The 19,191-nt window shown below is 68.6% G+C and carries 21 protein-coding genes; 15 read left to right on the forward strand and 6 right to left on the reverse strand.

Annotation, left to right across the window (positions count from 1 at the left end; genetic code table 11):
* Nucleotides 1-81 precede the first annotated feature (81 nt).
* The 8 genes from DIE03_RS33570 to denD all read left to right on the forward strand — a co-directional run bounded on the left by DIE03_RS33570 (nt 82) and on the right by denD (nt 8,268).
* On the forward strand, nt 82-1,149 hold the full coding sequence (locus DIE03_RS33570; protein ID WP_124456447.1) for a GlxA family transcriptional regulator: 1,068 nt from the start codon (nt 82-84) through the stop codon (nt 1,147-1,149).
* A 189-nt stretch (nt 1,150-1,338) separates the two neighbouring features.
* A complete protein-coding gene (locus tag DIE03_RS33575) occupies nt 1,339-2,043 on the forward strand; it encodes a FadR/GntR family transcriptional regulator (protein WP_124456448.1) in 705 nt (234 codons plus the stop codon).
* Between the two features lie 52 nt (nt 2,044-2,095).
* On the forward strand, nt 2,096-2,992 hold the full coding sequence (gene ltnD, locus DIE03_RS33580; RefSeq protein WP_338420000.1) for an L-threonate dehydrogenase: 897 nt from the start codon (nt 2,096-2,098) through the stop codon (nt 2,990-2,992).
* A 19-nt stretch (nt 2,993-3,011) separates the two neighbouring features.
* Nucleotides 3,012-4,313 carry a 3-oxo-tetronate kinase gene (gene otnK, locus DIE03_RS33585; protein WP_124456449.1) on the forward strand — a complete coding sequence of 434 codons (1,302 nt, stop codon included), beginning with the start codon at nt 3,012-3,014 and terminating at the stop codon, nt 4,311-4,313.
* On the forward strand, nt 4,310-4,948 hold the full coding sequence (locus DIE03_RS33590; protein ID WP_124456450.1) for an aldolase: 639 nt from the start codon (nt 4,310-4,312) through the stop codon (nt 4,946-4,948). The genes otnK and DIE03_RS33590 overlap by 4 nt, the downstream gene beginning before the upstream one ends.
* A gap of 149 nt (nt 4,949-5,097) precedes the next feature.
* Nucleotides 5,098-6,423 carry an MFS transporter gene (locus DIE03_RS33595; RefSeq protein WP_124456451.1) on the forward strand — a complete coding sequence of 442 codons (1,326 nt, stop codon included), beginning with the start codon at nt 5,098-5,100 and terminating at the stop codon, nt 6,421-6,423.
* 67 nt (nt 6,424-6,490) lie between these two features.
* Nucleotides 6,491-7,267, forward strand: a complete 777-nt coding sequence (gene otnI, locus DIE03_RS33600; RefSeq protein ID WP_124456452.1) for a 2-oxo-tetronate isomerase — start codon at nt 6,491-6,493, stop codon at nt 7,265-7,267.
* 29 nt (nt 7,268-7,296) lie between these two features.
* Complete coding sequence (gene denD, locus DIE03_RS33605) at nt 7,297-8,268, forward strand: D-erythronate dehydrogenase (protein ID WP_124456453.1); 972 nt, start codon at nt 7,297-7,299, stop codon at nt 8,266-8,268.
* 28 nt (nt 8,269-8,296) lie between these two features.
* Here denD and DIE03_RS33610 read toward each other — a convergent pair whose 3' ends face one another.
* The 3 genes from DIE03_RS33610 to DIE03_RS33620 all read right to left on the reverse strand — a co-directional run bounded on the left by DIE03_RS33610 (nt 8,297) and on the right by DIE03_RS33620 (nt 10,964).
* Nucleotides 8,297-9,385, reverse strand: coding sequence for a lysylphosphatidylglycerol synthase domain-containing protein (locus DIE03_RS33610; RefSeq protein ID WP_124456454.1), 1,089 nt, complete (start codon nt 9,383-9,385; stop codon nt 8,297-8,299).
* Complete coding sequence (gene hpnI / locus DIE03_RS33615) at nt 9,382-10,551, reverse strand: bacteriohopanetetrol glucosamine biosynthesis glycosyltransferase HpnI (protein WP_124456455.1); 1,170 nt, start codon at nt 10,549-10,551, stop codon at nt 9,382-9,384. The genes DIE03_RS33610 and hpnI overlap by 4 nt, the downstream gene beginning before the upstream one ends.
* Before the next feature lie 62 nt (nt 10,552-10,613).
* On the reverse strand, nt 10,614-10,964 hold the full coding sequence (locus tag DIE03_RS33620; protein WP_124456456.1) for a hypothetical protein: 351 nt from the start codon (nt 10,962-10,964) through the stop codon (nt 10,614-10,616).
* Nucleotides 10,965-11,259: 295 nt separating this feature from the next.
* Here DIE03_RS33620 and DIE03_RS33625 point away from each other — a divergent pair, with 295 nt between their 5' ends.
* From DIE03_RS33625 to DIE03_RS33635, 3 genes are all read left to right on the forward strand, one after another.
* Nucleotides 11,260-11,919: a response regulator gene (locus DIE03_RS33625; RefSeq protein WP_124456457.1), complete on the forward strand. Its 660-nt coding sequence runs from the start codon at nt 11,260-11,262 to the stop codon at nt 11,917-11,919.
* Nucleotides 11,916-13,331 (forward strand): ATP-binding protein, encoded by a 1,416-nt coding sequence (locus tag DIE03_RS33630; RefSeq protein WP_185658276.1) that lies wholly within the window; start codon nt 11,916-11,918, stop codon nt 13,329-13,331. The genes DIE03_RS33625 and DIE03_RS33630 overlap by 4 nt, the downstream gene beginning before the upstream one ends.
* A 71-nt stretch (nt 13,332-13,402) precedes the next feature.
* Entirely contained in the window at nt 13,403-13,930 is a 528-nt protein-coding gene (locus tag DIE03_RS33635) for a cytochrome b (RefSeq protein WP_124456458.1), read from the forward strand.
* Nucleotides 13,931-14,107: 177 nt separating this feature from the next.
* Here DIE03_RS33635 and DIE03_RS33640 read toward each other — a convergent pair whose 3' ends face one another.
* Nucleotides 14,108-14,383, reverse strand: coding sequence for a DUF4148 domain-containing protein (locus tag DIE03_RS33640; protein WP_124456459.1), 276 nt, complete (start codon nt 14,381-14,383; stop codon nt 14,108-14,110).
* Between the two features lie 71 nt (nt 14,384-14,454).
* Nucleotides 14,455-14,799, reverse strand: a complete 345-nt coding sequence (locus DIE03_RS33645; protein WP_124456460.1) for a DUF4148 domain-containing protein — start codon at nt 14,797-14,799, stop codon at nt 14,455-14,457.
* Nucleotides 14,800-15,009: 210 nt separating this feature from the next.
* Between DIE03_RS33645 and DIE03_RS33650 the strand changes: the two genes are divergently transcribed.
* The 4 genes from DIE03_RS33650 (at nt 15,010) to DIE03_RS33665 (ending at nt 18,143) form a co-directional block, all read left to right on the forward strand.
* Nucleotides 15,010-15,699: an aspartyl/asparaginyl beta-hydroxylase domain-containing protein gene (locus DIE03_RS33650; protein WP_124456461.1), complete on the forward strand. Its 690-nt coding sequence runs from the start codon at nt 15,010-15,012 to the stop codon at nt 15,697-15,699.
* Nucleotides 15,700-15,799: 100 nt separating this feature from the next.
* Entirely contained in the window at nt 15,800-16,069 is a 270-nt protein-coding gene (locus DIE03_RS33655; RefSeq protein WP_124456462.1) for a MoaD/ThiS family protein, read from the forward strand.
* 66 nt (nt 16,070-16,135) lie between these two features.
* Nucleotides 16,136-17,284 (forward strand): exo-alpha-sialidase, encoded by a 1,149-nt coding sequence (locus tag DIE03_RS33660; RefSeq protein ID WP_124456463.1) that lies wholly within the window; start codon nt 16,136-16,138, stop codon nt 17,282-17,284.
* Between the two features lie 184 nt (nt 17,285-17,468).
* Nucleotides 17,469-18,143: a hypothetical protein gene (locus tag DIE03_RS33665; RefSeq protein WP_124456464.1), complete on the forward strand. Its 675-nt coding sequence runs from the start codon at nt 17,469-17,471 to the stop codon at nt 18,141-18,143.
* A gap of 52 nt (nt 18,144-18,195) precedes the next feature.
* Here the strand turns inward: DIE03_RS33665 and DIE03_RS33670 are convergent, their stop codons facing one another.
* Nucleotides 18,196-19,119, reverse strand: coding sequence for a LysR substrate-binding domain-containing protein (locus DIE03_RS33670; protein ID WP_124456465.1), 924 nt, complete (start codon nt 19,117-19,119; stop codon nt 18,196-18,198).
* Between the last annotated feature and the right edge of the window lie 72 nt (nt 19,120-19,191).

The following is a 19,191-nucleotide window of genomic DNA, read 5'->3' on the forward strand; positions in this document are numbered from 1 at the left end:
CGCGCCGCCTCCGGCAGCCGCAACCCGCAAACAGTGTGAAACGAGTGAGACCGCCTGCCCGGCGTGACGAGATTGGCCGCGATGACACCCGACGTACCCGCTTCCCCCCTCGCTGAACCCGCGCCTCGGCGCATCCGCTTCGGCATCGTGCTGCTGCCGAACTTCACGCTGACGGCGTTCTCCGGCTTCGTCGACATGCTGCGGCTGTCGGCCGACGACGGCGACTACAGCAAGCCCGTGCGCTGCGCCTGGAGCGTGATCGGCGAGACGCTCGCGCCGGTGCGCGCGAGCTGCGGGATCCAGATCACGCCGTGGGAGACGTTCGACGCGGCCGAGCCGTTCGACTATGTGGTGGTGGTCGGCGGGCTGCTGCATTCGGGGCCGCAGGCCGGGCCGGAAACGCTCGACTTCATCCGCCGCGCGGCGGCGGGCGGCGCAACGGTCGTCGGCATCTGCACCGGCGTGTTCACGCTGATGCGCGCCGGCGTGCTCGACGGCTACCGCACCTGCGTGAGCTGGTTCCACTACTGGGATTTCATCGAGCGCTTTCCGTCAGCCGATCCCGACCTGCTGATCGCCGACCGGCTGTTCGTGATCGACCGGCGCCGAATCACCTGCTCGGGCGGCCGCGCGTCGATCGACGTCGCCGCCGCGATCCTGCTGCGCCATTTCGATCACGCCACGGTGCAAAAGGCGCTGCGCATCCTGCTCGTCGGCGAGATGCAGAAAGGCAATGCGCCGCAGCCGCATCCGCCAGGCCTCGAGCCGGCGACGCACCCGAAGGTCAAGCGCGCGATTCTTCTGATGGAACAGCACGTGGGGCGCGCGCTGCCGCTCGAGGAGCTCGCGTGCAAGCTCGACCTGTCGACGCGGCAGCTCGAGCGGCTGTTCAAGGCCGAGACGGGCAAGAGCCCGCAGGCGTTCGCGAAGCAGGTGCGGCTGCGCACGGCCGCGTGGCTGCTGACGAGTTCGGACCGCACGGTGGCCGACATTGCGTCGAGCTGCGGATTCGCCGACGCATCGCACCTCGGGCGCGAATTCCGCAAGCAGTTCGGCGTGCCGCCGGCGACCTATCGCGAGCGTGGCGGTGACGTCGCCGAGGCCGGCGAACTGGCGACGGCCGACCCCGTCGAGGACATCGCCGACTGACGGCCGCGGGCACGCGCCCCTTTCCCGATCGATCGTAGAACGACACACGTTCGCGCCGGTTTCGGCGCTTTTGGAACCGGTTTCATTCAATTTCGCCGACGTTGTCCACAGTAAATCGAGGGTTATCCCGGATGCTGATGCTCATTCAAATTTGTATGATGACCACATCACCTTACAAACCTGAACATCATGTTCGAGAAAATCCCCGCCCGTGCGATGAGCGACCATGTCGCGCAGCAACTGCTCAAGCAGATCGAAGTCGGCAGTTTCTCGGCCACCGGCAAGCTGCCGACGGAAGCCGTGCTCGCGCAGGAATTCGGCGTGAGCCGCACCGTGATCCGCGAGGCGATCTCGCGGCTGAAGAACGAAGGCGTGGTCGAGCCGCGCCAGGGCAGCGGCGTGTTCGTGAACCAGCACGGCGCGATCCGGCCGCTGCGGATCGACTACGCGGAAGCCGTCGAGGCGAGCTCGCTGCCGCACCTGCTCGCGGTGCGCCGTGCGATCGAGGCTGAAGTCGCGGCCGAAGCCGCGCTGCACCACACCGCCGACGACATGGCCGACATCGACGACGCGCTGCGCAAGATCGACGATGCGGTGGCCGAAGGGCGCGACGGCGTCGCGGAAGACGTCGCATTCCACCGCACGATCGCGGCCGTCACCGGCAACCCGTATTTCCTGAAGACGCTGCAGTTCCTGAACCAGTACCTCGAAGCCGGCGTGAAGGTGACGCGCAGCAACGAAGCGACGCGCGAGGATTTCTCGCGGCAGGTGCGCGAGGAGCACGCGGCGATCGCCGACGCGATCCGCGCACGCGACCCGATGGCCGCCCGCAACGCGGCACGCTCGCATATGTACAACGCGGCCCGCCGTCTCGCGGAAGCCGGCATCTGCTGAAGCCGGCGGCGCCCGCCGCCGTTATCCAGAACCTCTCCCGAATCGATCAAGGTTGACCATGTCACGAAATGTTGGAGTCATCGGCCTCGGCGCGATGGGCCTCGGCGTCGCCCGCTCGCTGCTGCGCGCCGGCCTGCGCGTCCATGCATGCGACGTGCGCGATACCGTGCTGCAGGCGTTCGCCGCCGAAGGCGGCGTGGCCTGCGCGACGCCGGCCGAACTCGGCGCGCAGTGCGACGTCGTCGTCACGCTCGTCGTCAATGCCGCGCAAACGGAAACGGTGCTGTTCGGCGAACACGGCGCGGTCGCCGCGATGAAGCCGGGCGGCGTCGTGATCGCGAGCGCGACCGTCGCGCCCGAATTCGCGGTCGCGCTCGGCGCCCGCATCGAGGCCGCCGGCCTGCAGATGCTCGACGCGCCCGTGTCCGGCGGCGCCGCGCGAGCGGCCTCCGGCGAGATGACGATGATGACGTCGGGCCCGGCCGCGGCCTATGCGGGCTGCGAAGACGTGCTCGCCGCGATCGCCGGCAAGGTGTACCGCCTCGGCGACGCGCACGGCATCGGCTCGAAAGTGAAGATCATCAACCAGCTGCTGGCCGGCGTGCACATCGCGGCGGCGGCCGAAGCCATGGCGCTGGGCCTGCGCGAAGGCGTGGACGCCGACGCGCTGTACGACGTGATCACGCACAGCGCCGGCAACTCGTGGATGTTCGAGAACCGCGTGCCGCACATCCTGAACGGCGACTACACGCCGCTGTCGGCCGTCGACATCTTCGTGAAGGATCTCGGCCTCGTGCTCGATACCGCGCGCCGCAGCAAGTTCCCGCTGCCGCTGTCGGCTACCGCGCACCAGATGTTCATGAGCGCGTCGAGCGCCGGCCACGGCGGCGAAGACGATTCCGCCGTGATCAAGACTTTCCCCGGCATCACGCTGCCGCCCGCCCGCTGATTCGAACGACGTTCCTGCCATGACCGCTTCCGCTTTCCGTCCCCTGCTCGGCTGCATCGCCGACGATTTCACCGGCGCGACCGATCTCGCGAACATGCTCGTCAAGAGCGGCATGCGCACCGTGCAGACGATCGGCGTGCCCGCCGACGGCGCCGCGCTCGACACGGCAGCCGATGCCGACGCGATCGTCGTCGCGCTGAAGTCGCGCACGATCCCCGCGGCCGACGCCGTCGCGCAATCGCTCGCCGCGTACGAATGGCTGCGCGCGCAAGGCTGTCGCCAGTTCTTCTTCAAGTACTGCTCGACGTTCGACTCGACCGACGCGGGCAACATCGGGCCGGTGGCCGACGCGCTGCTCGACGCGGCCGGCGGCGGCTTCACGATCGCGTGCCCGGCATTCCCCGAGAACGGCCGCACGATCTATCGCGGCCACCTGTTCGTCGGCGACGTGCTGCTGAACGAATCGGGCATGGAGCACCACCCGCTCACGCCGATGAAGGACGCGAACCTCGTGCGCGTGCTGCAGCGGCAGACGAAGTCGGCGGTCGGCCTGATCCGCTACGACACGATCGCGCTCGGCGCGGCCGCCGTCCGTACGCGGATCGAACAGCTGCGCGCGGAAGGCGCGCGCTTCGCGATCGCCGACGCGCTGTCGGACCGCGACCTCTACGTGCTCGGCGAAGCGTGCGCGGGCCTGCCGCTCGTCACCGGCGGCTCGGGCATCGCGCTCGGCCTGCCGGCGAATTTCCGCCGCGCGGAGCAACTGCCCGAGCGCGACGACGCGGCGGCGCTGCCGCGCATCGACGGGCTGTCGGCCGTGCTCGCCGGCAGCGCGTCGAAGGCCACCAACGCACAGGTCGCCACGTGGCGCGCGACGCGGCCGAGCTTCCGCATCGATCCGCTCGCGGCGGCGCGCGGCGAACCCGTCGTCGACCAGGCGCTCGCCTTCGCGCGCTCGCACCTGCCGCAACCCGTGCTGATCTACGCGACCGCGACGCCCGACGAAGTGAAGGCCGTGCAGCAAACGCTCGGCGTCGAAGCGGCCGGCCATCTCGTCGAAAGCACGCTCGCGGCGATCGCACGCGGCCTGCGCGAACTCGGCGTGCGCAAGTTCGTCGTCGCGGGCGGCGAAACGTCCGGCGCGGTCGTGCAGGCGCTCGACGTGAAGGCGCTGCAGATCGGCGCGCAAATCGATCCGGGCGTGCCGGCCACGGCCACCATCGACGCGCAGCCGCTCGGCCTCGCGCTGAAATCCGGCAACTTCGGCACCACGGACTTTTTCGACAAGGCGCTGCGCGCGCTGGACGGAGCCGCACGATGAGCGACGAAGCGAAACTGCGCGAAGAAATCTGCGTGGTCGGCGCGAGCCTGTATGCGCGCGGCCATGCGGTCGGCAGTGCCGGCAACATCAGCGCGCGCCTGAACGACGGCTGGCTGATCACGCCGACCGACGCCTGCCTCGGCCGGCTCGACCCGAACGACATCGCGAAGGTCGGCGCGGACGGTCAGCCCGTATCGGGCGGCAAGCCGTCGAAGACGCTCACGCTGCATCGCGGCATCTATGCACGCAACGCGGAAGCGAACGGCATCGTCCACACGCATTCGACGCACCTCGTCGCGCTGACGCTCGCGGGCGTGTGGCGCGACACCGACGTGCTGCCGCCGATCACGCCGTACTACGTGATGAAGGTCGGCCACATTCCGCTGATCCGCTACCGCCGCCCCGGCGACCCGGCCGTCGCGGCCGAAGTCGCGGCGCTGGCCGACCAGGTGCGCGGCGTGCTGCTCGACCGCCTCGGCCCCGTGATGTGGGGGCCGTCGGTATCGCAGGCGTCGTATGCGCTCGAAGAGCTCGAGGAAACGGCACGGCTGTGGCTGATGACGCAGCCGAAGCCCGAGCCGCTGCCCGACGCCGCGCTCGACGAACTGCGCCGGACCTTCGGCGCGCGCTGGTAGCCCGGCGCACATCGCACGAATCGTGCGGCATGCTTCATGCAGGACTGCAAACCGATTCCCTGTCCGCCGTGTGCGCGGGCCCTTCCGTCAGCACACACACGATCCGGCGGCGTACGCGCCACCGGCACATAACATCATTGGAGACGACGATGACTGCTCTCGACGCGGCCGCAAGCCGCTCGCCCGCCGCGCCCGCCCGTGCGGCCGAACTCGACCGCACCTACAAGAAAGTGTTCTGGCGCATCGTGCCGTTCCTGATGCTCTGCTACGTGGTCGCCTACCTCGACCGCGTGAACGTCGGCTTCGCCAAGCTGCAGATGTCGCAGGACCTCGCGTTCAGCGAAACCGTGTTCGGGCTCGGCGCGGGCATCTTCTTCCTCGGCTACTTCCTGTTCGAACTGCCGAGCAACCTGCTGATGCACCGCATCGGCGCGCGCATCTGGATCGCGCGGATCATGATCACGTGGGGCCTGCTGTCCGCGCTGTTCGCGTTCGTGAAGACGCCGACGCAGTTCTACGTGCTGCGCTTCCTGCTCGGCCTCGCGGAAGCCGGCTTCTATCCCGGCGTGATCCTGTACCTCACGTACTGGTTCCCGTCGCATCGCCGCGCGAAGATCATCGCGGTGTTCATGTCCGCGATCCCCGTGTCGGGCATCTTCGGCAACCCGCTGTCGGGCTGGATCATGGAGCGCTTCCACGGCGGCTCGGGCTTCCACGGCTGGCAATGGATGTTCATGATCGAAGCCGTGCCGGCCGTGCTGGTCGGCATCGCGACGATCCTGTATCTCGACAACAGCATTCGCAGCGCGAAATGGCTCGACGAGCGCGAGAAGCAGCTCCTCGAGGACGAGATCGCCGCGCAGCCGCAGGAACAGCAGAAGGACGGCCACTCGCTGAAGGCCGTGTTCTCGGACCCGCGCATGTGGTGGATGTCGCTGATCTACTTCGCGTTCGTCACGGGCCAGTACGGCCTCACGTTCTGGATGCCGACGCTCGTGAAATCGACCGGCATCACCGATACGCTTCAGATCGGCCTGCTGTCGGCGATCCCGTTCGTCGTCGCGATCGTCGTGATGAACCTGTTCGGCCACAGCGCGGACAAGCGCCGCGAACGCCGCTGGCACCTGATCGTGCCGGCGCTGATGGGCGCGGTCGGGTTTGCGGTCGCCGCGTCGTACTCGCACAATACGGCGGTGTCGATCGTGTTCCTGTCGCTCGCGGCAGGCGGCGTGCTGACCTGCGCACCGCTGTTCTGGTCGCTGCCGACCGCGTTCCTCGCGGGCTCCGCGGCCGCGGCCGGGATCGCGATCATCAACTCGGTCGGCAACCTCGCCGGTTTCGCGAGCCCGTACGTGATCGGCTACCTGAAGGACGCCACGCACAGCACCGCATCCGGCATGTACGTGCTGGCCGCGATGCTCGTGATCGGTGCGATCGCCGTGTGGCTCACGCCCGCGAAACTCGTGAACCGCTGATCCGGCCGCCTTCATTCGACGCGGGGTGCACGACGCCCCGCCCCACTCGTTCACAGGACCCGCTGCCATGCCACGCTTCGCCGCCAACCTCTCGATGATGTACACCGAGCATGCGTTCCTCGACCGCTTCGCCGCTGCCTCGTACGATGGCTTCAAGGCCGTCGAGTACCTGTTCCCGTACGACTTCGCCGCCGAGGACATCCGCGCGCGCCTCGACGCGCACAACCTCGAACAGGCGCTGTTCAACGCGCCGCCGGGCGACTGGGCCGCGGGCGAACGCGGCATCGCGTCGCTGCCGGGCCGCGAGGACGAGTTCCGCCGCGGCATCGACCAGGCGCTCGACTATGCACGCGTGCTCGGCAACAGGAAGCTGCACGTGATGGCCGGCATGGTCGCGCCGGGCGCCGACCGTGCGCGCCATCGCGACACCTACGTCGCGAACCTGCGCCATGCGGCCCAGGCCGCCGCCGCGCACGGCATCACGATCCTGATCGAGCCGATCAACCAGCGCGACATGCCCGGCTATTTCCTGAGCCGCCAGGACGACGCGCAAGCGATCTGCGCGGAAGTCGGCGCGCCGAACCTGAAGGTGCAGTTCGACTGCTACCACTGCCAGATCGTCGAAGGCGATCTCGCGATGAAACTGAAGCGCGATTTCGCGGGCATCGGCCACATCCAGATCGCCGGCGTGCCCGAGCGCCACGAGCCGGACATCGGCGAACTCAACTACCCGTACCTGTTCGCGCTGATCGACACGCTCGGCTACGACGGCTGGATCGGCTGCGAGTACCGCCCGAAGGCCGGCACGCCGGAAGGCCTCGGCTGGCTGAAGCCGTACCTGTAATTCAAAGCATTCCTCAGAGGGCAACGAACATGAAAGTACTGATCACCGGCGGCGCCGGTTTTCTGGGCCAGCGTCTCGCGCGCAAGCTGCTCGAGCGCGGTGAACTGACCGGCCCCGACGGCCGGACCGGCAGGATCGACGAGCTGGTGCTGCTCGACGTCGTCAAGGGCAGCGACTTCGGCGATGCACGCGTGACGTCGATCGTCGGCGACATCGCCGATCGCACGGTGCTCGAAAGCGCGATCGACACGCAGACGGGCGCGATCTTCCACCTCGCGGCGATCGTCAGCGGGCAGGCCGAAGCCGATTTCGATCTCGGCATGCGGATCAACCTCGACGCGTCGCGCACGCTGCTCGAAGTGTGCCGTGCACGCGGCCACCAGCCGCGCGTCGTGTTCACGAGCTCCGTCGCGGTGTATGGTGGCGCGCTGCCCGACGTCGTGCAGGACGACACCGCGCTGAACCCGCAATCGTCTTACGGCGCCGAGAAGGCGATCGCCGAGCTGCTGCTGTGCGACTACGCGCGGCGCGGCTTCGTCGACGGCCGCGTGCTGCGGCTGCCGACGATCAGCGTGCGGCCGGGCCGCCCGAACGCCGCCGCCTCGTCGTTCGCGAGCGGCATCATCCGCGAGCCGCTGAACGGCGAGGAAAGCGTGTGCCCGGTGCCCGGTTCGACGCGGCTGTGGGTGCTGTCGCCGCGCGGCGCGATCGAAGCGCTCGTCGCCGGTTGCGAGATCGATAGCGCGAAGCTCGGCAACAAGCGCGTGATCAACCTGCCGGGCCTGTCTGTTTCGGTCGACGAGATGATCGAAGCGCTGCGCGAAGTCGCCGGCGACGACGTCGTGAAGTTGATCCGCCATGCGCCCGACGAGCGTGTCGAGAAGATCGTCGGCAGCTGGCCGGGCCGCTGGGACACGTCGCGTGCGGAAGCGCTCGGGCTGAAGGGCGATACGTCGTTCGCCGACGTGATCCGCAGCCATATCGCCGACGAACGGCGCTGAATCGCGCGCCGCGTCGCGCACGGTTGCGTCAACGCGGCCGGGCGGATTTCCCGATGGGCAGCGACGCGGGCTTCGTGCCGCCCGGCCGGTTCGACGCCCCGGCCGCCCACTGCCATGCGAGCAGGCCCGGCAGATAGAACAGCAGGTCGCGCACGCGGCGGGCGCCGGCCAGCGCGAGGCAGGTCGGCGGGTCGAACCCGAGCAGCCCGCCGATCAGCACGAACCCGCCCTCCTGCACGCCCAGGCCGCCCGGCATCAGGAACGCGATGCTGCTCACGAGCTGGATCAGCGCCTCGATCGCGAGCGCCTGCGAAAAGGTAGGATCGGCACCGAGAAAATACAGCGCCAGCCAGATTTCCAGCGCATAGCCCATGAACTGCAGCGTCTGCCAGATCCCCAGGTAGCGCACGACGACCCCCGTCTTTCTCCAGATCAACCGGATCGACTGATCGGTCCGCGCCGATTCGCCGACCAGCGCGACCACCTTGCCGCTCGTGACGCGGTTGAGCACGCGCATGGCGCGCTCGAACGGCCGCGCATGCTGCACCAGCGCGAACAGCAGCAGCACCGGCACCAGCGCGGCCATGCCGATCGCGAGGTGCGCGGCCACCCGCGCGGCATCGGACGACACGTGTTCGAGCACGTAGCCGATCGCGACCAGCGCGAAGATCAACTGGCTGATCAGCGTCAGCTGCATGTCGGCGACGAGGCTGGCCACGGCGGTCGCCGGGCGCACGCCGGCCTGCCGCAGCATGCCGAACGACACGATCTCGCCGCCGATGCGCGCCACCGGCAGCAATCCGTTGATCGATTCGCGGATCCACACGACCTTCAGCATCGTCATGAACGACGGCCGGCGCGGGCCGCGGATCAGCATCCGCCAGTCCCACGCGTTCGCGAGCATCGGCAGGATGTGCGCGAGCGCGGCGACCAGCAGGCCGGCGCCGGCGATCTGCAGGCGATGCAGGATATCCAGCGGATGTTCGCGCCAGATCAGCCACACGGCGAGCGCCAGTCCGCCGAGCGCCGCCGCGCGCCCCGCATGGCGAAGCCGTGCGTCGCCGCGCGTGGCGCCCCGGTCCGCGGGGGCGGCGTCGGTGTTCGTCCCGGTCGTCACGATTCACCCGCCGGCGACAGCAGGCCTTCGCGGTCGACGCGAAAGCGCGTGCCGCGCCACACGACATGCGACGAGAAGAAGCTCGATACGAAGATCAGGAATTGCAGCAGGTCGACGAACGGCAGCCAGCCTGCGCCGCGCAGGCCGGCGCCGGTTGCACGGCTCGTTCGCAGCATCAGGAGTGTGCGCGCCGCCAGCGCCGCGACCGTCAGCGCGCACGCGACGGCCGCGCCACCGGAGAACAGCAGCGCCAGCAGCGCGAGCGGCAGCGGGTGCATCAGCACCGACCCCGCATGACCGAGCCGGTCCGCCGCGCGGATCGTGCAGCTCCAGCGCAATTCGTGCGCGTACAGCCGGGCGAAGGTCTCTTCGACACAGGCGTGCCCGACCACGAACGGCGGAATGACGACCTGCGCGCCCGCTTGCCGCACCGCTTCGCCGAGTGCGTGATCTTCCGCGAGGTGATGCGCGAAACGCGTCAGCCCGCCGATGCGTTCGAGCGTCTCGCGCGTGATCGCAATCGTCTGCCCGAAGCACGGCCGCGCACGCCCGATGAAGAGCCCGGTGATCACGCCCGGCAGGAAATGGTAGTTCGTCATCGCGACGGCGACTCCGGGCCAGAATCCCGGCGACGCGACGCCGCGATAGACGCTCGTCACGATGCCGACATCCGGCTGCTGTAGCGCGCCGACGACGGCGCGCAGATAATCGCGCTCGACCACCACGTCGCTGTCGGCAAGGCAGAGCACCGAATGCTCCGCGTGTTCGAGCATGTTCACGAGATTGGCGATCTTGCGGTTCGGCCCGTACAGCCGTGCATCGGCCACGACCTTGATGTTCGCATCCGGGTAGTGTGCGCGCAACGTCTCGACGGCCGCCAGTGCGGCGTCGTTCGCATCGTGCACGCCGAACAGGTGCTGGACCGGCCCTGGATAATTCTGCGCGAAGAAGCTTTCGAGATGCTGTACGAGATCCCATTCGTCGCCGTGCAGCGGCTTCGCGACGGTGACGCCCGGAAACGTGCGCGGCTCCGCCGCCGCCCGCGAAAAGAACCGGCCGACCAGCACGCTGGCCGTGAGCGTGTACGCAATGCCCAGCACCACGCCCAGCCCGCAGACGAACGACATTGCCTCGGCCAGCGCACGCAGCACATGCAGCAAAACCATGCTTCTCCCCAGTGGTGACCCGTAAGACCGCGACGCCCGGGAACGGCGGCGCGCACGCGGGCTCACCCGTGCACGCCGCCGTATCGGTTCCCGTTGAGCCGGATATGAAGGACGACCAACCGACGGTACGCGCAATCAGATGACACAACTACCGTGCGGCGATCGATTCCGGTTACGCGCACGCAACCGCATGCCATCGCGGCCTTGAACGCCGCGCCGGCAAGCTTACGGGCCGACAGGATCGCGGTGGCGACCGCCACGACGATCCAGATGCGAAACGTCATCGTGGTGAAAAATGCTTCGGGTATGCGCCATGCAAGCAGCGAAACCAGCACGAAACACTGGATGAACATGCCGGCCAGTGCGGCGATCAGCAGGTAGGCGCGCCATCGCTCGATCGTCGAGGGTGCCATCAGGAATGAACCTCCCGTGCAGGCGACACGCATCGACCGTACGCCGATCGAAAGGGTCGCGGATTGGCGGGCAGGTGCGTCCGGCTCGTGCCGGACGTGCCTGCGCCGGTTCGGGATCAGGGGAAGCGGAGCACTCCCCGAGAAATGTCGTGGCCGATGGTAGCGGGATTGCCGGCGCCAAACCTTAAGCGTTCTTCAGAATCGCACGGCATTCGAACAGGGTCCGATTACATTCCGTTGCACGGCGCACGCGGTCGGGCTCGTACAATCGCGGATGCCTGCACACGAATCGACCATGCGACTCCTCCTTGTTGAAGACGACGACCTGATCGGCAGCGGCCTCGAGATCAGCCTCGGCCAGGCCGGTTATCACGTCGACTGGTTGCGCGACGGTCACGCAGCCGCCGCGGCGCTCGCGACGACGCGCTTCGCGCTCGTCGTGCTCGATCTCGGCCTGCCCGGCAAATCCGGTACGGAACTGCTGCGCGCGCTGCGCGACGCGGGCGATACGGTGCCCGTGCTGGTGCTGACCGCGCGCGGCACCGTGGCCGACCGCGTCCGCGGCCTCGACGACGGCGCGGACGACTATCTCGCGAAGCCGTTCGAGCTGACGGAAGTGCTCGCCCGCTGCCGCGCGCTCGTGCGACGCTCGCAGGGCCGGGCCGGCGACGAAATCGTGTGGCGCGACATCACGATCGACCTGGCCGCGCATACCGTGACGCGCGATGCGTCGCGCATCGCGCTCACGTCGCGCGAATGGGCGATCCTCGTTCAGCTCGTCAGCCACCCAGGCATGCCGCAGTCGCGCGCGCGCCTCGAGGACAGCCTGTACGGCTGGCAGGAAGGCATCGAAAGCAACGCGATCGAGGTCCATGTTTCGAACCTGCGCAAGAAGCTCGGCGCGGAACTGATCCGCACCGTCCGCGGCATCGGCTACGTCGTCGACCTCCCATGATCGCCCGCTCGATACGGCACCGCGTGTCGCTGATGGCGATCGGCTGCGTGACCGTCGTCTGGCTCGTCGCCGTGTTCGGCAGCATCCACTACGCGACGCGCGAGATCGGCGAATGGGAGGATGCCCGCCTCGCCGAAACCGCGTCGCTGCTGGTCAACCTCGCACCGGCCGACCTCGAGCGCCTTGCCCGCGTGCCGCCCGACGCGCGGGTCGAACTCGCGTTCGACGCGTCGCGACGCGGGTCCGACAACGACGGCGACCGCCTGCCGCGCGACGTGCTGTTCGACGTGCGCGACGCGCAAGGCACCGTCGTTGCATCGAGCCTCCCCGCTGCCGCTGCCCGGTTGCCCGATGCGCGTGACCTGCGTGGCGCGCCGCAGACGATCGTCATCGGCGACGCACAGTGGCGCACTTACGCGCTGCGCGACAACGCGTCGGGGCGCCGCGTGCGCGTGATGGAAACCGCCAATACGCGCAGCGATCTGGCGACCGGCATCGCACGCGGCATCGTCCTGCCGCTGATCGTCGCGCTACCCGTGCTCGCGCTGCTGCTCTGGGTCACGATCGGACGCAGTCTCGCGCCGTTGAAGACACTCTCCACGCTGATCGGCGCGCGCGATGCGCGATCGCTCGAACCGCTCGGCATCGCGACCGTCCCGGACGAAGTGCGCACGCTGGTCGATGCGATCGACCGCCTGCTGGCGAGGCTGCGGCAATCGATCGTGCGCGAGCGCGCGTTCACGTCCGACGCCGCGCACGAACTGAAGACGCCGCTCGCCGCGATCAAGGTGCAGGCGCAGGTGGCGATCGCGACCGACGATCCGGCGGGCAAGCAGCTGGCGATGCAGCGCGTCGTGCAAGGCGTCGACCGCAGCGCGCGGCTCGCCGAACAGTTGCTGCTGCTCGCGCGGCTCGACGAGTACGAACGCATTCCGACGCGCGCGGTCGTCGTGCGCGAACTCGTCGATGCGGCCATCGACCGCCATCTGGCGAAGGCCGCCGACAAGGACATCGCCATCGTGGCCGGCGACCGCTCCGCACGCGCGATCGACGCCGATCCGATCCTGATCGGCATCCTGCTCGACAATCTCGTCGACAACGCCGTCAAGTACGGCCGCCGCGGCGGGCGCATCGAGCTCGGCGTGCACGACGACGGCGCACTGCAACGCATCGTCGTGCGCGACGACGGGCCCGGCGTCGCGCCCGGCGAGCACGAACGGCTCGGCGACCGCTTCTATCGCGGCAGCGGCGCGCAGTCGCCCGGCAGCGGGCTCGGGTTGTCGATCGTCACACGCATCGCGCAGTATTTCGGCGGCAGCGTGCGGTTCGCGTCCGGTATCGGCGGCCAGGGGCTCGGCGTGGCCATCACGCTGCCGTCGGCGGATACCGGTGGATCGATGCCGCGCGCTTAACGTTTCGTTAAGGATTCGACCGTAGAATCCGCCCGAACCCTGTCACCTCCCGTCTCCCGCCAGGAGTCTTCATGTCCGCACCCGCCCGTTATGACGCCGTCGCCCGTTTCCTTCACTGGCTGATCGTGGCGCTGGTCGTCGCGCAATATGCGATCGGCTGGACGATGCCCGACGTGCATCGCGACACGCAACCGGTCGGCCTGATCGCCGCGCACCTGCTCGTCGGCACGGCGCTGCTCGCGGCGATGGCGTGCCGCGTGCTGTGGCGCGCGACGCATCGCCCGCCTGCCAGCGACCTGTCGCCCGCGATGCGTGCGCTGTCGGGCATCACGCATGGCGCACTCTACGTGCTGCTGATCGTCGTGCCGCTGCTCGGCTGGATCAACGCGTCGTCGCGCGCATGGGCCGTGACGCTGGTCGGTGTCATTCCGCTGCCGGCGCTGTCGGCGGCCGGCTCCGGATTCGGTCACGCGATGGGCGACGTGCATGGCATCCTCGCGTGGGTCCTGTTCGCCGGCATCTGCCTGCACGTGGCGGCCGCGCTGTTGCACCGCTTCGTGCTGCGCGACCAGGTCGTGCAGCGCATGATGCCGTGGTGAACGACGTCCCGGCTCAGCGCGCCCGGTTGACGAGCTGATCGCGACGCCGCGCGAAGCGGCGTGCAATGAGCGGCATCGCAGCCCGCGCCCTTCGGCCACGGCGCGTGGCGCGAAGGGCATGCGGTTTGCCGTCCCGCGAACACGACGGCCAGACTTCACACACGATCATGTCGGCACCTAGTTGCTGATTTGCGCCGGCATGCCGGGCGCCGGCGCATGCGCGGCCGACGCCGCCATCCGCGCACGATCCTGCTCGGCGAGCTTCGCTTGCGCGGCCTGGATGTCCGCCGGATACTCGCCGTCGTCGCCCTTCGCCGGGTCGTACCCGGCCGCTTCCAGACGCATCAGTTCGTCGCGAACCTGCGCGCGCGTCAGCGGCGCAGCCGATTGCGCGAATGCCGACTGACCGACGATCGCTGCGATCATCGTCAGTAGTGCGATATATGTTTTCATCATGAACTCCTTCAATGCTGTGTATCGATCAACCGTGGCGAATGCGTGACCTGCGGATGCAGGCGGGTGCGTCAGCTGCCGAAATAGATCGCACAGAAACTCGCGGGGCCGACGCATGCGGCAGCGCGCGGATGCGGCGACATCGTCGCCGGCTTGCCTGCTTCGGACGACACGGCCGGATCGCCGCCGACCGCCGTGCTCGCCTGGCGCTGCGGCATCTGTTCGGCCTGCTGCCGGAACAGCGGGCTCACGTCCGGATACGACGTATCGGTCACGAAGCGCAGCCCGTCGTTTTCCGCGTCGATCAGTTGTTGCGTGACCTGCGCGCGCGTCAGCGCCTGTGCCGACGCTTGCGTCGCGACACCCGCGACAGACATCGCCGCCACCGTGGCGGCCACCAGCCAATGCGTATTCATGTTCTACTCCTTAAGAAGTCAACGAGACGATGTGCTACACCCGTATGACGACGGAGGGACTGTGTTTATTCCCGGCCTGTCGATCTGCGCGTGCCGGGCGTTCATAAAACTGTCATTCATTCGTCAGCCGGCGTAACCTGACGTAACGCAGCGCCCGTTGCGGTTCGGGCAGACTGACGTCACCTCATAGGGATCGCGATCCGATCGACCATGTCCGTCGCTTACGACTATGCAGCCGGCCTGCTTCGCACGCTGTACGACCGCCATATCGATGGCGGCGCCGTGCTCGACACGGCCGCGTTCCCGGACGCCGAGCGTTTCGTGCGCGCCTGGCCCGCGATCCGGGCCGAAGCACTCGCCGTCGCCCGCGACATGCCGCGCATCCCGCGCTTCCACGAAATCATGCGCGAGCAGTACGACATCTCGGCCAACGACGCACGCGACTGGCGGATGTTCATCATGCAGGCGTACGGCCAGCGATTCCCGCGCAACCTGTCGCGCTGCCCGACTGTCGCGTCGCTCGTCGCGGCATCGCCGGACGTGCTGTCCGCGTCGTTGTCCTTTCTCGCGCCCGGCAAGCACATCCCGCCGCATCGCGGGCCGTTTCGCGGCATCCTGCGCGGGTATCTCGTGCTGTCGATGCCGAAGCGCGCGGACGGCACGCCGGCCGCCGTGCTGAAGATCGACGGCCGCGAATACCGGCTCGACGAAGGCCGCTTCCTGCTGTGGGACGACACGTTCATGCACGAGGTGTGGAACGACAGCGACGCCGTGAGGATCGTGCTGCTGCTCGATATCCGCCGGCGCGGCATGCCGCGTCCGCTCACCTGGCTGTCGAATGCGGTGATCGGCGTCGTGCGGCTCGGGATCCGGTTCCGCGGGCGGTCGATTCCGGTCTAGCGCGCCGGCGCGGCGCCATCCCGGCTTCCGGCTTCCGGCTTCCAGCGAATCGCCTACACTACAGACCGTCCCTTCCGCGCGGCTCCTGCCAGCCACCGCCATGGCGCATCTCTTCTTCGCCGCGTCGATCCAGCGGCATATCGAAACGCCCGAGCGCGATATCGACGCGCACACGGTCGGTGAAGCATTCGACACCGTTTTCAGCGAGCAGCCGCGGCTGCGCGGCTACATCCTCGACGACCAGGGCGCGCTGCGAAAGCACCTGTCGGTGTTCGTCGACGGCCAGCCGATCCGCGACCGGCAGCACCTGTCCGATGCGCTCGGCGATGCCAGCCGCGTGTACGTCGTCCAGGCGCTGACGGGCGGATAAAGGGACGGATGCATCGACCCGGACCCGGCGCCCGAATGCCGGGCCGGCCCCTCAGGAGACTCGCACATGAACGATCGACTGCTCGTCGCCACCCGCAAGGGCCTGTTCATCCTGCAACCCGACGGCCGCGGCGGCTGGACGCTGGGCGACCCGCATTTCATCGGCGAGCCCGTCAGCATGGCGCTCGCCGACCCGCGCGACGGCACGCTGTATGCGGCGCTCAACCTCGGCCATTTCGGCGTGAAGCTGCATCGCCAGCGCGCCGGCGCGACCGACTGGGAAGAATGCGCGGTCCCTGTCTACCCGCCGCAACCGGCCGACGCGGCGCCCGCCAGCGCCGGTGCGCATGCCGGCACCGGCGACACGGACGACGCGCCGCCCGGCGCACCGCAGCCGCCGTGGACGCTGCAGCAGATCTGGTCGCTCGAAGCCGGCGGCGCCGACGAGCCGGGCGTGCTGTGGGCCGGCACGATTCCCGGCGGACTGTTCCGCTCCGACGACCACGGCGACTCGTGGGTGCTCAACCGCGCGCTGTGGGATCGCCCCGAACGCGCCGAATGGGGCGGCGGCGGGTACGACGCGCCGGGCATCCATTCGGTGATGGTCGATCCGCGCGACAGCCGGCACGTGACGGTCGGCATCTCGTGCGGCGGCGTCTGGCAGACCGCCGACGGCGGCGCGACGTGGCGCGTGACCGCGGAGGGCATGGAAGCCGACTACATGCCGCCCGAGCGGCGCGGCGAGCCCAACATGCAGGATCCGCACCGCGTCGTGCAGTGCGCGGCCAACCCGGACGTGCTGTGGACGCAGCATCACTGCGCGATCTTCCGCACGACCGACGGCGCCGAGCACTGGCGGCGGATCGAAGCACAACCGTCGAGCTTCGGTTTCGCGGTGGCCGTGCATCCGCACGAACCGGATACCGCGTGGTTCGTGCCGGCCGTGAAGGACGCGTGCCGGATTCCGGTGAACGGCCGGTTCGTCGTCACGCGCACGCGCGACGGCGGTCGCAGTTTCGAGAGCCTGTCGAACGGATTGCCGGCCGCGCCGGCATACGACCTCGTGTACCGGCACGGGCTCGCGGTGGACGATTCCGGCACGCGCCTCGCGATGGCGTCGACGACCGGCGGGCTATGGACCTCCGCCGATGGCGGCGACAACTGGCAACAGGTATCGGCGCATTTGCCGCCGGTCTATTGCGTCAGCTTCGGGTAGCGGGCCGATGTGCGTCCCGTTTCGGGACTGCTCAAGGAAATGCACGGAACGATCGCTCGTTCGTACGGAAACCGCACCCCGATCGCGTGCCCGAATCGCTTAAACTGCACGCCCGGTCTCCCATCGCCCTCTCGCCATGCGCCTTCTCCTGTCGTCTCCCCGCGCGGACGCTGCACCGAGCAGCTTGCACGCGCTGCTTGTGGTCACGGTACTCGTCGCCTCCGCCACCGCGCATGGCGCAGGGCCGCTCAACACGGCCGAGGATCCCTGCGGCAAGGTCGACACCGGTTACACACTCGACGACAGCATCCGCGGCGGGTTCGGCTCGACCCAACTGGTAACCGCCTGCATCGACGTGCTGCGCGGGCAGCCCGACGGCCCACGGCGCCTGCGCATCTTCGTCGGCGGCAAGCGCGTGCTCACGAACGACGCGATCGCGATGGGGCCGAACGACGGCGGCGTAATGGGCGATCCGTACCAGCCGCTCGACATCAGCCATGGTTCACTGCTCGTGCGAAATTACGGCGGCAGTTCGATGCGCTGGGGCGAAACTTGGCGCGTGACGACCCGCAACGGCCAATGGATCGTCGCGGGATGGGACGAGGACAGCTGGAACTTCCGCTGGGATGGCGGCGGCAGCAGCGAATCCCATACGAGCGTCAATGCGTTGACGGGAGACGTACACGACAGCTACGCGCCGCTGCCTGGTGACGAAGCGCCCACGAAACGCACAGCCCGCCGCACCTGCAAGTTGCCCGATGCATGGCGCAGCCCGGCTGTCGCACAGATCGCGGCAATACGCGACCGAAGCTGGCATTGCGACGCGAAGCTCGCGAAGCCGATACGAATCGAGAAATGACTGGGGCCGCATCCGCCCGCGCGTGATAAGCGGTGCGGCCATGCGTTCCCGCTCAGCCCGCTCCTCCCATCCGCGCGACCGCCGCGCGCGTCTGCGCGATTTCCGTTTCGAGCCAGTCGAGAAACCGCCTGACCTGCGGCTCACGCTCGCGCCCCGGCCGGCACAACGCGACGAAGCGCGCACCGTCGAGCCGCACCGTGGGCTCGATCGGCATCAACGCGCCGCGCTCGACATGCTCGGCGGCCAGCACCGAGCTGAGCAGCGCGATACCCTGCCCGTGCAGCACGGCCTGTACCGCGTAATGCTCGTCGTCGTAATGACGAAACACCGCGCGGTCGAGCCACGCTTCGCGCCCCGCCGCACGACACCATGACGCCCAGTCGACCGACACGGGCAGCGGCGTATCCCACACGGTCTCGATCAGGTCGAGCGGCGCGTCCGTGCGATGCGCGTCGAAGCCTGCCGCCGCATACGCGCCGAAATACTCGTCGATCAACGCAATCTCGTGCAGCGCCGAAAACGTGCGCGACGTCGCGCGAATCGCGAGGTCGATGCGTGCATCGCGTTCGAGATCGACGAGCATGTTGCCGGTTTCGACCTTGATGTGCAGATGCGGATCGACGCGTCGAAACGCACCGAGACGCGGAATCAGCCACATCGCGGCAAAGGCGGGCGTGGTGGTCAGCACGAGCGTGCGCTCGCTGGAGGCGTCCGGCCGCACCGCATCCAGCCCCCGACTCAACGCAAGCAACGCATCGTGGCTCGTGCGAAACAGGCGCGCTCCGTCGCCCGTCAGCCGCACGCCGCTCGCGCCGCGCTCGAACAGCAGCACGCCGAGCCGGCTTTCGAGCAACTTGATCTGGTGCGACACGGCGGCCGGCGTCACGGACAGTTCGTCCGCGGCGGCCTTGAACGTGCCGAGCCGCGCCGACGCTTCGAATACACGCAACGCGGTCAGGGGAATTTTCGAGAACACGGGGCCTCGCGGGCCGGATGCGGCCGGGTTGAATTCGATTCAATCGGGGTGAGATTAGGTGAATTGAAGCGC

Source organism: Burkholderia sp. Bp8992, from assembly GCF_003853705.1.
In the GTDB taxonomy this organism is placed as follows: Bacteria; Pseudomonadota; Gammaproteobacteria; order Burkholderiales; family Burkholderiaceae; genus Burkholderia.

Bases quoted from the DNA above. Each gene is read 5' to 3' on its own strand.
- DIE03_RS33570 (WP_124456447.1), top strand. From the start codon at position 82: ATGACACCCGACGTACCCGCTTCCCCCCTCGCTGAACCCGCGCCTCGG.
- DIE03_RS33575 (WP_124456448.1), top strand. From the start codon at position 1,339: ATGTTCGAGAAAATCCCCGCCCGTGCGATGAGCGACCATGTCGCGCAG.
- otnK (WP_124456449.1), top strand. From the start codon at position 3,012: ATGACCGCTTCCGCTTTCCGTCCCCTGCTCGGCTGCATCGCCGACGAT.
- DIE03_RS33590 (WP_124456450.1), top strand. From the start codon at position 4,310: ATGAGCGACGAAGCGAAACTGCGCGAAGAAATCTGCGTGGTCGGCGCG.
- DIE03_RS33595 (WP_124456451.1), top strand. From the start codon at position 5,098: ATGACTGCTCTCGACGCGGCCGCAAGCCGCTCGCCCGCCGCGCCCGCC.
- otnI (WP_124456452.1), top strand. From the start codon at position 6,491: ATGCCACGCTTCGCCGCCAACCTCTCGATGATGTACACCGAGCATGCG.
- denD (WP_124456453.1), top strand. From the start codon at position 7,297: ATGAAAGTACTGATCACCGGCGGCGCCGGTTTTCTGGGCCAGCGTCTC.
- hpnI (WP_124456455.1), bottom strand. From the start codon at position 10,551: ATGGTTTTGCTGCATGTGCTGCGTGCGCTGGCCGAGGCAATGTCGTTC.
- DIE03_RS33620 (WP_124456456.1), bottom strand. From the start codon at position 10,964: ATGGCACCCTCGACGATCGAGCGATGGCGCGCCTACCTGCTGATCGCC.
- DIE03_RS33625 (WP_124456457.1), top strand. From the start codon at position 11,260: ATGCGACTCCTCCTTGTTGAAGACGACGACCTGATCGGCAGCGGCCTC.
- DIE03_RS33630 (WP_185658276.1), top strand. From the start codon at position 11,916: ATGATCGCCCGCTCGATACGGCACCGCGTGTCGCTGATGGCGATCGGC.
- DIE03_RS33635 (WP_124456458.1), top strand. From the start codon at position 13,403: ATGTCCGCACCCGCCCGTTATGACGCCGTCGCCCGTTTCCTTCACTGG.
- DIE03_RS33640 (WP_124456459.1), bottom strand. From the start codon at position 14,383: ATGAAAACATATATCGCACTACTGACGATGATCGCAGCGATCGTCGGT.
- DIE03_RS33645 (WP_124456460.1), bottom strand. From the start codon at position 14,799: ATGAATACGCATTGGCTGGTGGCCGCCACGGTGGCGGCGATGTCTGTC.
- DIE03_RS33650 (WP_124456461.1), top strand. From the start codon at position 15,010: ATGTCCGTCGCTTACGACTATGCAGCCGGCCTGCTTCGCACGCTGTAC.
- DIE03_RS33655 (WP_124456462.1), top strand. From the start codon at position 15,800: ATGGCGCATCTCTTCTTCGCCGCGTCGATCCAGCGGCATATCGAAACG.
- DIE03_RS33660 (WP_124456463.1), top strand. From the start codon at position 16,136: ATGAACGATCGACTGCTCGTCGCCACCCGCAAGGGCCTGTTCATCCTG.